At 63.3% G+C, this 13125-nt stretch carries 11 protein-coding genes; 3 read left to right on the forward strand and 8 right to left on the reverse strand.

The window, feature by feature from the left end; all coding sequences use genetic code 11:
* Positions 1-91: 91 nt before the first annotated feature.
* The 4 genes from H8S62_RS15960 to H8S62_RS15975 all read right to left on the reverse strand — a co-directional run bounded on the left by H8S62_RS15960 (position 92) and on the right by H8S62_RS15975 (position 5668).
* The gene (locus H8S62_RS15960) at positions 92-2848 is read right to left on the reverse strand and encodes a glycoside hydrolase family 3 protein (protein WP_186920252.1); all 2757 of its coding nucleotides are present in this window, start codon (positions 2846-2848) and stop codon (positions 92-94) included.
* A gap of 147 nt (positions 2849-2995) precedes the next feature.
* Entirely contained in the window at positions 2996-4297 is a 1302-nt protein-coding gene (locus H8S62_RS15965; RefSeq protein ID WP_186920253.1) for an ATP-binding protein, read from the reverse strand.
* Entirely contained in the window at positions 4294-5004 is a 711-nt protein-coding gene (locus H8S62_RS15970; RefSeq protein ID WP_155146813.1) for a LytR/AlgR family response regulator transcription factor, read from the reverse strand. The genes H8S62_RS15965 and H8S62_RS15970 overlap by 4 nt, the downstream gene beginning before the upstream one ends.
* 103 nt (positions 5005-5107) lie before the next feature.
* Complete coding sequence (locus tag H8S62_RS15975) at positions 5108-5668, reverse strand: TetR/AcrR family transcriptional regulator (protein WP_155146815.1); 561 nt, start codon at positions 5666-5668, stop codon at positions 5108-5110.
* A gap of 105 nt (positions 5669-5773) precedes the next feature.
* Here H8S62_RS15975 and H8S62_RS15980 point away from each other — a divergent pair, with 105 nt between their 5' ends.
* From H8S62_RS15980 to H8S62_RS15990, 3 genes are all read left to right on the forward strand, one after another.
* Positions 5774-7303 carry a TSUP family transporter gene (locus H8S62_RS15980; protein ID WP_186920254.1) on the forward strand — a complete coding sequence of 510 codons (1530 nt, stop codon included), beginning with the start codon at positions 5774-5776 and terminating at the stop codon, positions 7301-7303.
* 121 nt (positions 7304-7424) lie between these two features.
* A complete protein-coding gene (locus tag H8S62_RS15985) occupies positions 7425-8252 on the forward strand; it encodes an undecaprenyl-diphosphate phosphatase (protein WP_480175947.1) in 828 nt (275 codons plus the stop codon).
* A gap of 126 nt (positions 8253-8378) precedes the next feature.
* Positions 8379-9353 carry a helix-turn-helix domain-containing protein gene (locus H8S62_RS15990; protein ID WP_186920256.1) on the forward strand — a complete coding sequence of 325 codons (975 nt, stop codon included), beginning with the start codon at positions 8379-8381 and terminating at the stop codon, positions 9351-9353.
* A 44-nt stretch (positions 9354-9397) separates the two neighbouring features.
* Here the strand turns inward: H8S62_RS15990 and H8S62_RS15995 are convergent, their stop codons facing one another.
* From H8S62_RS15995 to H8S62_RS16010, 4 genes are read right to left on the reverse strand one after another with little or no spacing between them, the layout of a single operon-like run.
* Entirely contained in the window at positions 9398-11032 is a 1635-nt protein-coding gene (locus tag H8S62_RS15995) for an AMP-binding protein (RefSeq protein ID WP_186920257.1), read from the reverse strand.
* 16 nt (positions 11033-11048) lie between these two features.
* Positions 11049-11462 (reverse strand): acyl-CoA thioesterase, encoded by a 414-nt coding sequence (locus H8S62_RS16000; RefSeq protein WP_186920258.1) that lies wholly within the window; start codon positions 11460-11462, stop codon positions 11049-11051.
* A complete protein-coding gene (locus H8S62_RS16005; protein WP_155146828.1) occupies positions 11452-12267 on the reverse strand; it encodes an acetyl-CoA carboxylase carboxyltransferase subunit alpha in 816 nt (271 codons plus the stop codon). The genes H8S62_RS16000 and H8S62_RS16005 overlap by 11 nt, the downstream gene beginning before the upstream one ends.
* Positions 12264-13124 carry an acetyl-CoA carboxylase carboxyltransferase subunit beta gene (locus H8S62_RS16010; protein ID WP_186920259.1) on the reverse strand — a complete coding sequence of 287 codons (861 nt, stop codon included), beginning with the start codon at positions 13122-13124 and terminating at the stop codon, positions 12264-12266. Before H8S62_RS16010 ends, H8S62_RS16005 begins: the two co-directional genes overlap by 4 nt.
* Position 13125: the final 1 nt, after the last annotated feature.

Genomic DNA, 13125 nt, shown 5'->3' on the forward strand with positions numbered 1-13125 from the left:
CGGACCCTGAGGGGCCGCCGCGAAGATAGGATGTCTGAAACAAACGGGGGAAGGCGCAAGGCAATTGCCTTGCGCCTTCCCCCGTCGGTTTTTACTGCATGTTCCAGGTGTTGGACACCGCGTAGAGGATATCCTTGCTGGCCCGCTGGAGACCCAGAGCGAAGCCGATTTTGGTGTCCGGGTTCTCCGCGGCGGCCAGGAGGCGGTTCTTCTGGTCCTCGCCGCCGGGCATCTTGAAGGCGGCCATGAAGTCCAGGGACAGATCGCCGCCGGCGTAGATCATCTGGTCCACGTACATATAGGAGTAGCGGTTGGAGTCGGTGATAACCACACCCTCAAAGCCCCACTCGCTGCGCAGCACCTGCGTGAGCAGGGCCTCACAGCCGCCGGCCCACTCGTGGCCCACGTAGTTGAAGGAGGACATGACGCCCAGGCTGCCGCCCTTCTTTACGGCGATCTCGAAGGGCTTGAGGTAAATTTCGCGGATGGCCTGCTCGTTGGACCAGGTGAAGAGGCCCTGGCGGTTCTCGGCCTCGCGCTCGTTAAGGGCGAAGTGCTTGATGTAGCAGATGACGCCCTTGTCGGTGGCGCCCTTGACCACGGCGCCGCCGATCTCGCCGGCCAGCACGCCGTCCTCGGCGTAGTACTCGAAGTTGCGGCCGGAGAAGGGTGTGCGGTGGGTGTTCATGCCGGGGGCGTACCAGCCGGAGAATCCCAGGGCCTGGGCCTCGGTGCCCACGGTGGCGCCCATCAGCTCGGCCATGTCCTGATTCCAGCTGGAGGCCAGCACCACCTCGGTGGGGTAGGTGACGCCGCTCTTGTCCACGCCCATGATGGGGCCGGACCAGGCGTTCGCCATCATGCCGGTGGGGCCGTCCGGGGTGGCGAGGCGGGGGGAGCCCAGACGCTCGATGCCGCCGATGGTATAGCCGCCGCTGGTGCAGAGGGCGGCCATCTCGTCGATGGTGAGCTGGGAGATGAACGCGTCCCACTTGGGGTCATCCTTGGGCACGCCCACCATGTCGGCAAGCATCAGGGGTTTGTCGAGCGCCACGCCCAGGGCGGGCATCTCGGTGAGGCCCAGCTCCGCATCGGTGGGGTTTTTCCAGGTGAGGGCGTCCAGGACGGACTGGGGCGCGGTGTAGTCGCCCTCCACGGGGCCGGTGAAGGCGCGGCCGGACTGGTCCCACGCGCGGGTCAGGTAGTCGTCCGCGCCCAGGGCCTGGTCGAACCGGTTCAAGGCGGTCACACGGTCGGAGGGGCGCTTCCCGTCATGGGTGTCGTCATAAATGATGTCCCGGCCCAAGCTCCAGGTATTCTCGTCCACCACGGTGTGGGAATCGCTGCGCAAGGAGAGGACGTAATCGCCCTTCTCCAGGACGTAACAGCCGTTGACCTTATAGTCGTAGGAGGCCAGATCCTCCACGGGGATCTCCAGGGAGTAATACTCGGTCTCGCCGGGCTGGATGAGGTTTGTCTTTTTGAAGGCCGCCAGGTTGACGGTGGACTTCTCGATGGCCCCGGTGTAAGGGGGCGTGCAGTAGAGCTCAATGACGTCCTTGCCCGCCATGCTGCCGGTGTTCTTCACCTCCACCCGGACGGTAATGACGCCGTTTTCCTCGTTCATCGCCATGATCTTCTTGTCGAAGGTGGTGTAGGACAGACCGTGGCCGAAGGGGTAGACCACGTCGGCCTCGTAGTCGTAGCCGGGGTCGGTGTCGTGCCGGGTCTCGTAATACTTATAGCCCACGTAAATGCCCTCGGCGTAGTGGTTGAAGTAGCCGCGGACGGTGGTGTCCTCGCCCATGGCCAGCAGAAGCTGGGACACGTCGGGGTTATCGGAGACATTGGAGTAGTGGAAGGAGTTAGCGGCCCAGGTGCCGTCCGTCTGCAGCTCGCGGAAGTTGTTGGCGGCGGGGGCGCTCAGGTTGTCGGTGACCCAGGTGTCGGCGGTGCGGCCGGAGGGGTTCACCGCGCCGGAGAGGATGGCGGCGGCGGCCAGGTTGCCGCTCTCGCCGGGGAAGCCCACCCAGAGGACGCTCTTGATCTGGGGGTAGTCCCGCACGAAGCCCACCTCCAGGGTGTTGGCACAGTTGAGTAGGAGCACCACGTCGTCAAAGCTGCCGCAGACGCTGTCCAGCAGGGCAATTTCCTCGGCGGTGAGCTGGAGATCCCGCACGTCCAGGTCGGCGTGCTCGCCCGCGCTCCGGCTGAGGACCACCACGGCCGTGCCGGAAAACTCCCTGGCGTGCTCCATGAGGGTCTTGCCGTCGGAGTAGAGGGAGGTGTCAGCAAAGGCGGAGGCGGGCAGCTCCGGAATGGTGATGGAGTCGGGGGCGGCGATGAACTCGGACGCGCCGCCGTTGGAAGGCGCCTGGGCGGCGGCCAGGGAGACCTTGCCGGTGTTGAAGTAGTTGTAGTAGACGTTCAGAAGGTCGCCGTTGAGCTCAAAGTTCTGACCCTTCAGCGCGTCCTCCAGGCGGACGCAGCGGGTCACGTCGGATGCGGCGGAGCCGCCGCCGTTATAGACCATCTGAATGGAGCGGATGCCGAAGAGGTTGATTTTGGTCTTCTCCGGCCCGCCGGAGAGGGGGAGCAGGCCGTCGTTGTTCTGCATGAGGACGAAGCCCTCCTCGGCGATCTGGCGGACGGTGTCGCTGGCGGAGGTGTAGCTCATCTGCTGTTCGGGGGAGTCGGGGGTGAATTTGGCCAGGAGCCAGTAGCCGGTGCGGGTGAGGACAAAGCCGTAGATGAGGACGGCGGCAATCACTAGGAGCAGGACGGCCCCCGCGATGATACCTGCCTTTTTGCCGCGGCTCAGCTTCTTTTTGGCGGGTGTGTTTTCCATTCAATTCTTCCTCCTTCATATAGTCGTGCGCGGGCACGTTTGATGGGGGAAGTATAACAGGCGGACCCCGACAAGTGGGGTCCGCCTGCACGAACTGTCATTTTGGAAGCCTGAGCTGCTCTCCTGGGGAGCGGGGAGAGGCCCGGATTACTGGCCGGACATGGGGATGGAGACCCGCAGGATAAAGAGATGGTCCTCTGCGTGGACGGTCATAATGCCGCCGTATTTCTCCGCGGTGTACTGAATGCTCTTCATACCGAAGCCGTGGAAGCCGTTTTGCCCCTTGGTGGTGACGGGGAGACCGTCCGCGAAGGTGAGGGGCTGCTCATAGTAATTCTCAAGCTGAATCAGCAAGAGGCTGCTGCGGGTATAGACCGTCACGGCGATGACGCGCCGCTCGGGGTCGGGTATGGCGGTGACGCTCTCAATGGCGTTGTCCAGGGCGTTGCCGAAGATGGTGTAGAGGTCCACCGCGTCCATAAAATCCAGCTTGCTGCCGTCCGCCACGCAGGTCATGGTGATATGCTCCCGCTCACAGAGAAGGCTTTTCTCGGTGAGTACCGTGTCCAGCACCTCGTTGCCCGTCTTGACAATTGCATCGTAGATCATGACGGAGCGCTCAATCTCCCGGAGGGAGGCCTCACGGGCCTCCTCGCCCCGTACGGTGCGCAGGGCGGCCACCTGATGCTTTAAATCGTGGCACTTTCGGTTGATGAGGGCAATATTTTCCCTGGAGAGCTCGTACTGCTCCTGCTGCTTGGCCCGGAGCTGCCGCTGGACCTCCAGCTCGGCCTGGAGCCGGGTGCGCTTGCGCTGGCTGGTCTGGACCCAGAGGACGAAGAAGCAGCAGAGCATGGCGTAGAACTGGCAGACCAGGAAGACCCGGCCCCCCTCCTCGTAGAACCACATTTTCGCCACCAGGGAGAAGAACAGGGCGAAGGGGAGCACCAAGACCACCGAGAGCATGGACTGCCGCGCGTCGGAGCCGTAGCGGCCCCCCTCGGGAAGGCCCCGGGCAAAGAGAAAGTAGAAGAGGACGTAGGTCCCGCCGTAGCAGAGGAAGTAGACCGGGGAGAGCCAGTTGGCATACCAGGTGCTGGCGTAGTAGTCGGTATTGTAGGCGCAGGCCACCAGCAGGGAGTAGGCGAAGTGCTGGGTGGCATAGGCGCAGAGGACGCAGTAGACCGCGTCGTAAAAAGACACGTCGCAGCAGAAGAAGACCAGCGCCGCCGCCAGGACCAGGAGGGGGAGGTACTTGGTGACGATGAGCAGCGCGCCGGTGGAGGGAATGTAGAGAAGGGCGGGGAGTGTGCAGATCACCAGCCCCGGAATCAGGCGGAGGAGAAAGCGCCGCCGCTTCTTCAGCGGCAGGAGAAACACCACGCAGGCCGCCAGCAGCTCCATCATGAAGCGGGCGTTGTTGACGGCGTCGGCCAGGGTCCAGTTCATCGCCCGCCACCTCCGAAATAGTCGGTGAGGGCCTGGAGAAATTCTTTTTTCCGTGGGCGGCTGATCTGGAGCTCATGTCCCCCGGCCACCACGGTATTCTGCCGCACGTCGGTGACGTGGCGGAGGTTTACCAGGTAGCATTTGTTGCAGCGGACGAAGTGCTGGCCCTCCAGCTGCTCCTCCATGTCCCGCAGGGCGCCGGGAATGACATAGTCCCCGCTCTCAGCGTGGACGATAATGCGGTGGCCCTGGACCTCAATATAGTAGATCTCACCTGAGGAGACCCGTTTCACGCCCCCGTCCAGTGGGAGGAGCAGATCCTTCTGCGCCCGGGCGCGGAGGGCGGAGACGGCCTTTTTCAGCTTGAGGGAAAAGGGAAAATACCCCACCGGCTTGAGTACGAAGTCCAGCGCGTCCACCTCGTACCCCTTGATGGCGTATTGGGCCATGTTGGTGATGAAAATGAGAATCACGCCGGGATCGAAGGAGCGGATGCGCTCCGCCGCCGTCATGCCGTCCAGCCTGGGCATCTCGATGTCCAGCAGGATGATGTCGTAGATGGGGCGGTAGTCCTCGGCGATGTCCAGCCCGTCGGAAAAGGACGTGATCTGAAATTCCCCGCCGGTCTCCCCGCCGTAGCGCCGTACATATGCCTCCAGCTGCGCACGGCAGGCGTCATCGTCCTCCACAATGGCGATTCGGACCATAACTGTGCCCCCCTTCCTGCCGAATTAAGGCTGCTGCTTCATAAAAATCGTTGGTTTTGCGGTAAACGGCCTTGCCGGCGCATTTCCGCGCGGCGGGGTAGACTTACGCCCCGCAGACCCTCCGGGCCAGGGAGAGGATGAGGGCGGCCTGCTCCGCCGCGCTCCGTCGGGGCGTCTCGTTAATCCACTCCTGGATGAGGGTGTAGCTGCCGTGGATGGCGAAGGAGACGATGGCCCGTCTGCGGCGCTCATCCTCCTGGCCGGAGAGGGCGTCCCCCAGCAGCTCGCCAATCTTGGGCAGGGAGAAGAGCTTTTCGGAAAAGGACGGGTCCACATTGTGGTTGATGAGCATCCGGGAGAGCTCCTCATTGTCGGCCGCGTATTGCAGCACCAGAGTCACCCGCTGGAGCACATCACGGTTGTCGCGCACGTCGGCCGCAGCGATGGTCTGCTCGACGCGGGCCAGGTAGTCCGCCTCCAGCCCGGAGAGCACGTCGAACTGGCTGCCGTAGTGGCGGTAGAAGGTGGAGCGGTTAACGCCCGCGTCGCCGCACAGCTCCCGGATGGAAATTTGAAAGAGGCTCTTCCGGCTGAGGAGCCGCAGCAGGCTCTCCTGGATGAGCCGCCTAGTGAGGGCAACGCGCTGGTTTCCCTTTTTGTCCATGGCGATACCTCAATGCAACACTTTAAATGCCTTTGTCGGTTGTGAAAGCAACATATGTCGACTATAATTATAAGTTACAGATAAAAATAATGTCAAGCGGGGGTAGTGAAAACATCCATGGAGTATTTCTGGTATGTGGCGGCGGCGCTGGGGGCGGGGGTCGGGACCGGGCTGGCCGGGCTCTCCGCCGCCACGGTCATGGTCCCGATTTTGATTGTGCTCTGCCCCTCCTTCGCGGGGGAGACCGGAGCCTATCAGGCCACCGCAGTGGCCCTGGCCTCGGATATTCTCGGCTCGGCGGTCACTACGGCAGTTTACATAAAACATAAAAACATTGACCTGAGGCGGGGCTGGGTCATGCTGGTATGCGTTCTCACCCTGTGCACCGCGGGCAGCTTCGCAGCCTGGCTGGCGGGAGACGTGGTGCTGGGCGGCTTCTCCCTGTTTCTGACCTTCTGCATCGGCATCCGTTTCCTCGTAATGCCGGAGACGCGGAGGAGGGAGGCCGGAGCGGCTGGAGCGCGGCTGGACGCCAAGGGGGTGGCGGTCTCCCTCTTTTTCGGGCTGACCATCGGCTTCGGCACCGGCTTCGTGGGCACCGGCGGCGGCATGATGATGCTGGTGGTGTTCACCGCGTTCCTGGGCTATGAGCTGAAGACCGCCGTGGGAACCAGCACATTCATCATGACCTTCACGGCCCTCATCGCCTCGGCGAGCCACATCCTCATCAACCCCGCCATCCTGCTGGAGCGGTGGGACGCGCTGGTCATCTGCATTGTGGTTGCCACCGCCGCATCCCTGGTGTCGGCCCAGTTCGCCAACCGGGTAAAGAGCCGGGTAGTGGGGCTGGTGACCGGCGGGGTGCTCACCGCCCTCGGCGGGTCCATGATTCTGCTCAATTACCGGGAGCAGATCATGGGCTGCGCCCTGCTGTGGCAGACGCTGGGGTGCCTGGGGCGGTTCGTCCTCTACATTGTGGCCGCGGCGGCCATTCTGCTGGCAGTCCACTTCACCTGCCGCCTGCCCCGGGAGCTCTTCCGCAAGATGCTGCATCTGCCCGCCTTTCTCTCTGTGGTGGTGCTGGTGGAGTCGGCGGAAAACTGGATGGCGGCCTCCCTGGCGGCGGCGGTCTTCGCCCTGGTCCTCTACCCGGTGCTCCGGCTGCTGGAGGGCTGGCGGGGGTACGACGACCTCTTCGTCCAGCGCAGGGCGGGCGAGGTAAAGAAGAGCCTGCTGATGCTCTTCCTGATGCTGGCGGGGCTGATTGCAATCTGCTGGGGGCTGCTGGGCAGGCCCTGGATTGCCGTCACCGCCGTGCTGATGTGGGGCGTGGGGGATGCCGCCGCCGCGCTGGTGGGCAAGCGGCTGGGGAAGCACCCCGTCCGCCTGCTCATGGCCGACCGAAAGAAGACCCGGGAGGGCTCGGCCGCGATGGCTGCCGCCGCCTTCCTGACGGGGACGGGCTGTCTCCTGGCGTATACGGCGCTGCCCTGGTATATCTGCCTGCTGGCCGCCCTGGTGACCGCGCCTGTCGCCGCGCTCACGGAGCTGATGTCCCACAACGGGAACGACACAGTCAGCGTGCCGGCGGCCTCGGCGGCGGTGCTGTGGCTGCTGTCGCTGGTGATGTGGTAAGAAGCGCGGGAGAGCCGGACATTTTGTCCGGCTCTCCCGCGCTTTCCCTTGTATCGGGCAGGGTGCTGTGGTAAACTCTCTAGGACTGTTAAGCAGACGGAAAGGACGGCAGAGCATGGGACTGAGTTTCATTGAAGCGCTGAAGGTGATTTTTCTCGGCATCGTGGAGGGCATTACGGAGTGGCTGCCCATCAGCAGCACGGGACACATGCTGCTGGTGGACGAGTTTCTCCAGCTGGATATGAGCGGGACCTTTAAAGAGATGTTTTTCGTTGTCATACAGCTGGGGGCCATCCTGGCGGTGGTGGTCCTCTTCTGGGACAAGATGTTCCCCTTCCAGTGGAAGGACAGGAGCCGGGGCGTGGTGAAGAAGGAGACCTTCTCCCTCTGGTTCAAGGTGGTGGTGGCCTGCATCCCCGGCGCGGTGGTGACCATCCTCTTCGACGACTACATCGAGGCCCATCTCCACACCCCGGTGGTGATTGCCGCGGCCCTCATCCTGTACGGCGCGGCCTTTATCCTCGTGGAAAACTGGAACAAGCGGCGCACACCGCGGATCGGCAGGCTGACCGACATCACCTACTCCACCGCCCTGATGATCGGCCTCTTCCAGGTGCTGTCCATCATCCCCGGCACCTCCCGCTCCGGCGCGACCATCGTGGGCGCGCTGCTCATCGGCGTGTCGCGGGTGGCGGCGGCGGAGTTTACCTTCTTCCTGGCCGTTCCGGTGATGTTCGGGCTGAGCGGGCTGAAGATTTTAAAGTTCGGCCTTGACTTTACAGCGCCCGAGCTGGCGGTGCTGGGGCTGGGCATGGCGGTTGCCTTCGCAGTGTCCGTGCTGGTCATCAAGTTTTTGATGAGCTATATTAAAAAGCACGATTTCAAGGTGTTCGGATGGTACCGGATTGTTCTGGGGATTGTGGTTTTGATTTATTTTACGCTGGTTTAGAGCGGAGTAAGGGCGCTGACCTGCCGCGCAGGGGGCTTGCAGAGAAATAACCGCAAGTGAAATCAAGCGGGAACCGCTCCCCTTCTCTATAATTGACGCAGAGCGGTTGAAGCGGGGTGAGTCGTTGTGTACGAGTGGCAAATGCAAATTCAGCGGATCGTCGACGAGATTGACAGCTGCATCAAAAATCAAAACGGCGAGGCTCTGACGCTGCGCGCCCTCTCCCGCACCCTTGGCTATTCCGAATTTTACACCACCAGAAAATTCAAGGAGATATCCGGAATGCAGTTCAGGGACTATCTGCGGCGGAGAAAGCTGGCCTTTGCGCTCAAGGAGGTGCGGGACGGCTCCAAAAGCCTTCTCAACATCGCCGTTGAGTATGGGTTCTCCTCCCATGAGGCGTTTACCAGAGCCTTTAAGAGTGCCTACGGCGTCACGCCCAGCGAATACCGCAGGCGCCCCAGACCCGTGGTCCTCCGTACCAAAATCAACCCCTTTGACCGCTACTTTTTGGGGCTTGGAGAGATAGGAATGCTCAAATCCACAGAGGATATCAAAATTTACTTTGTGACCATTCCCGCGCATAAATTTCTGCACGTGAAAAACTATGAGAGCAACGGGTACTGGGACTTTTGGCAGAAGCAGAGCCTCATCCCTGGGCAGGACTGCGAGACCGTCTGCGGCCTGCTGGACAGCATCAAGGGCAAGCTGGACGACGACGGCGGAAGCGAGGTCAACAGCGGCAGCGGTCAGCTCATGGCGTACATGAACGACCCGGACGGCAGACTCTGTGACTGGGGCTTCCCCCGGACGGAGTGTTACGGCGTCCGCCTTCCCGCGGATTACCGGGGAGAGGTGCCGCCGCAGATGCTGATGGCCGACATTCCCGAGGCCGAGTACCTCGTCTTTGAACACGGGCCCTTTGATTACGAGCAGGAAAACCGCAGTGTGGAGGAGAAAATTGAAAAGGCGATGGCCGACTTCGATTTTTCGGATACGGGCTGCTGCTTTGATACGTCCACCCCCGGCAGAATCATCTACCTCTACTACGATCCGGAGCGGTACTGTAAATATGTCAGACCCGTGCGGAGGGTCGAATGAAAAGCGGGTCCCCCGGGCCATTCAGCCAGGGGGACCCGCTTTTCTCAGGTTTCGCTCCTCAGCTCCACCTTGCGGATCTTTCCGCTGATGGTCTTGGGCAGCTCCTCCACAAATTCCAGTGTGCGAATCCATTTGTACTGGGCGAGCTGCTCGTTGGTATTATCCCGCAGCTCCCGCTTGAGCTCGGCGGCGGGCTCATAGGTGGGGGCGAGCACCACGAAGGCCTTGATGGCCTGGCCCCGCAGCTCATCGGGGACGCCCACCACGGAGCACTCCAGCACGGCGGGGTGCTCCATGAGCACGTCCTCAATCTCATAGGGGCCCACACGGAAGCCGCCGGTCTTGATGATGTCGTCGATGCGGCCGTTGTACCAGTAGTCGCCGTCCTCGTCCTTCCAGGCGGTGTCCCCGGTGTGGTACACGCCGCCCCGCCAGACGTAGCGGTAGAGGGCGTCGTTATCGCAGTAGCCCATGAAGATGCCGTGCTGTCCCCCATCCTCGGGGGGGACCACCACGATCTCGCCCACCTCGCCGGGCCCGGCGTAGCTGCCGTCGTCCTTCAAAAGCTCCACGTGGTAGAGGGGGGTGGGCCTGCCCATGGCTCCGGGCTTGGGGGTGCTGCCCGCCAGGTTGGCCAGTATCAGGGTGGACTCGGTCTGGCCGAAGCCCTCCATGAGGGGGATGCCGGTCTTGGCCTGGAACTGACGGAAGATTTCGGGTGAGAGGGCCTCGCCCGCCGTGGTGGCGTGGCGGAGGCTGGGCATCTCGGCGATGCCCTTCTTCACGAAGTAGCGGTAGACCGTGGGCGGCGCGCAGAAGGTGGTCACGGCGTACCTGTTGATGACGGCCATGAGCTGCCGGGGGTCGAAATTGTCGAAGTCGAAGACCATCACAGCGCTGCCGCAGAGCCACTGCCCGTAGAGCTTGCCCCAGGAGGCCTTCCCCCAGCCGGTCTCGGCCACGGTGAAGTGGAGTCCACCGTCCTGAACCTGCTGCCAGTATTTGGCGGTGAGGATGTGGGCCAGAGAGTAGGTGTGGTCGTGCATGACCGCCTTGGGGTACCCGGTGGTGCCGGAGGTGAAGTAGAGAATCATGGGCTCGGCGGCCAGGGTCTCCTGACGCTCCAGTGCGTCTGGGGCAGCGGACATCTCGCTCGTCAGGTTGTGGAAGCCCTCCCGGTCGGCCTGGGCCACCCAGAGGTGCTCAAGTCCGGGGCAGCGCGCGCGGACCTCCAGCAGGTTGTCGCACACCGGCCCCTCGGGGGTGCAGACGGCGGCCTTGATGTGGGCCAGGTCCACCCGGTAGGCCAGATCGTCGGCGGTGAGCATATGGGTCACGGGGACCAGCACCGCCCCCAGCTTGTGCAGGGCGATGGAGACGAACCAGTACTCGTAGTGCCGCTTGAGGACCACCATCACCTTGTCGCCCCGGCCGATGCCCTGGGCGCGGAAGACATTGGCCGCCTGGTTGCTGAGACGGCGGATGTCCTCAAAGGTGAAGGTGCGCTCCGGGCCGTCGGGGCTGCACCAGACCACCGCCCGCTTCTCCGGGTCCCGGGCGGCGATGGCGTCCACCACGTCGTAGCCAAAGTTATAGTTCTCGGCGCATTTGACGCGAAAGCCCGTCAGGCTGCCGTCCGGGCCGAAGGTCTCCTCGCAGAATTGCTGATAGAATTGCATTGTGATAACCAGTCCTTTATAGGGTCTCGACTGCCTGCATGACGGACGCGCAGAGCGCCGGGAAGCGTTTTTTCAGGTTGACGGGCACGCCGCCGCTGAGGAAGCAGTGGCGGCTCTCGCCGGTGGCGGAGAGGGCGGCGCCGTCGTACACCTCGTAGCGGAAGGCGAGGCGCACGCCGTTGAACGCGGTGAGGCGCACACGGATCTCCACAATGTCGTCGAAGTAGACCGACTGCCGGTACTCGCAGGAGACCCCGGTGACCGGGATAATAATCCCCTGGTCCTCCAATAGCTTGCAGTCGATGCCCAGCTTGCGCATATAGTCCATCCGGGCCTCCTCCAGCCAGCGGATATAGTTGGAGTGGTGAACGAAGCCCATGCGGTCGGTCTCGTAGTAGAACACCCGGCGGAAGTAGGGCTCAATAGGCATACTCAGAAGCCCCCTCCTGCCGTCCCGGCACGCCGATGGCGCGAAAGCGCCGGTACCGCCGGGCGGTGAGCTCCTCCGGGGGGAGGGCGCGCAGCTCGGAGAGCTGGGCGTAGAGGGCCTCCTCCAGCTCGGGCCAGAGGCGCTTCCAGTCCCCGCCGTACTCGGGAAAGACCCGCTCCACCACGCCCAGGGCATGGGCGTCGTCGGCGGTGAGGCGGAGGCACTCCGCGGCCTCGGCCGCTTTGGCGGAGTCCTTCCAGAGAATGCTGGCGCAGCCCTCGGGGGAGATGACGGAGTAGATGGCGTTTTCCAGCATCCACACCCGGTCGGCCACAGCCAGACCCAGGGCCCCGCCGCTGCCGCCCTCGCCGATGAGGATGGAAATGACGGGGGTTTTGAGGGTCATCATCTCCATCAGGTTCTCGGCGATGGCCTGGCCCTGGCCCCGCTCCTCGGCCCCGATGCCGCAGAACGCGCCGGAGGTGTCCACGAAGCAGATGACCGGGCGGTGAAACTTCTCCGCCTGCTTCATCAGCCGCAGGGCCTTGCGGTAGCCCTCGGGATTGGGCGCGCCGAAGTTGTGGGCCACCCGCTCCCGGGTGGTGGAGCCCTTCTCGATGGCGACCACCGTCACGGGTAAATTCCGGAGGCAGGCGAGGCCCGCCACCACCGCGCCGTCATCGGCGAAGCGGCGGTCTCCGTGGAGCTCCATAAAGTCGGTGAGCAGGTGGCGGATATACTGCACGCCGGTGGGACGGTCCTTGCCGCGGGCCTTCTGGACCCGCTCATAGGCGCTTGCGCTCATACCGCCTCACCTCCTCTGTGCATCCGAAGCAGCCACGAGAGCGTCTCCCGCTGGCGGATTCTGGGCACGATGGCATCCACGAAGCCGTGTTCCAACAGAAATTCGCTGGTCTGGAAGCCGGGGGGCAGCTTCTTGCGGACGGTGGACTCGATGACCCTGGCCCCGGCGAAGCCGATGGTGGCCTCCGGCTCGGCCAGGATCACGTCCCCCTCCATGGCGAAGCTGGCGGTGACGCCGCCTGTGGTGGGGTTGGTGAGGACGGCGGCGTAGAACCCGCCCGCGTCGCTGTGCCGCTTCACGGCCCCGCTGGTCTTGGCCATCTGCATGAGGGAAAGAATGCCCTCCTGCATCCGGGCTCCGCCGGAGACGGTGAAGCCCACCACGCTGAGGCGCTGGTCCGCGGCATACTCGAAGAGGCGGGTGATCTTCTCGCCCACCAGCATCCCCATGCTGCCCATCATGAAATAGGGGTCCATGATGAAGAGGGCGCATTTCTCGCCGCCGATGGCCGCGATGCCGCAGAGGACGGCGTCGCGCTCCCGGCAGGAGGCCTGGGTCTTCTCCAGCTTCTTCCGGTAGCCGGGGAAGTCCAGGGGATCGCTGGGGGAAAACTCTCCGAAGAGCTCGGTGAAGCTGCCGGGGTCGGCGAGAAAATCCAAGCGCTGGCGGGGGTTCATGCGGAAGTGGTATCCGCAGGGGCAGGTGTTGGCGTTCTCCCACAGGACGCTCAGGGGAAGACTCTTGTGGCAGTTGGGGCACTGCTTATTGAGCTCATTCTCCGCCGCGGCGGGAGGGGCGGTGCGGCCGCCCGCCTCCAGCTCGTTCTTGGGCTTGCGGGAAAATTGGATGAACGGCATG

It is taken from the genome of Lawsonibacter faecis (assembly GCF_014287675.1).
Classification (GTDB): domain Bacteria; phylum Bacillota; class Clostridia; order Oscillospirales; family Oscillospiraceae; genus Pseudoflavonifractor; species Pseudoflavonifractor faecis.

Excerpts from the sequence above, each read along its gene's own strand:
- H8S62_RS15970 (WP_155146813.1), bottom strand. The coding sequence starts at position 5,004 with ATGGTCCGAATCGCCATTGTGGAGGACGATGACGCCTGCCGTGCGCAG.
- H8S62_RS15965 (WP_186920253.1), bottom strand. The coding sequence starts at position 4,297 with ATGAACTGGACCCTGGCCGACGCCGTCAACAACGCCCGCTTCATGATG.
- H8S62_RS16010 (WP_186920259.1), bottom strand. The coding sequence starts at position 13,124 with ATGCCGTTCATCCAATTTTCCCGCAAGCCCAAGAACGAGCTGGAGGCG.
- H8S62_RS15995 (WP_186920257.1), bottom strand. The coding sequence starts at position 11,032 with ATGCAATTCTATCAGCAATTCTGCGAGGAGACCTTCGGCCCGGACGGC.
- H8S62_RS15960 (WP_186920252.1), bottom strand. The coding sequence starts at position 2,848 with ATGGAAAACACACCCGCCAAAAAGAAGCTGAGCCGCGGCAAAAAGGCA.
- H8S62_RS16005 (WP_155146828.1), bottom strand. The coding sequence starts at position 12,267 with ATGAGCGCAAGCGCCTATGAGCGGGTCCAGAAGGCCCGCGGCAAGGAC.
- H8S62_RS15975 (WP_155146815.1), bottom strand. The coding sequence starts at position 5,668 with ATGGACAAAAAGGGAAACCAGCGCGTTGCCCTCACTAGGCGGCTCATC.
- H8S62_RS16000 (WP_186920258.1), bottom strand. The coding sequence starts at position 11,462 with ATGCCTATTGAGCCCTACTTCCGCCGGGTGTTCTACTACGAGACCGAC.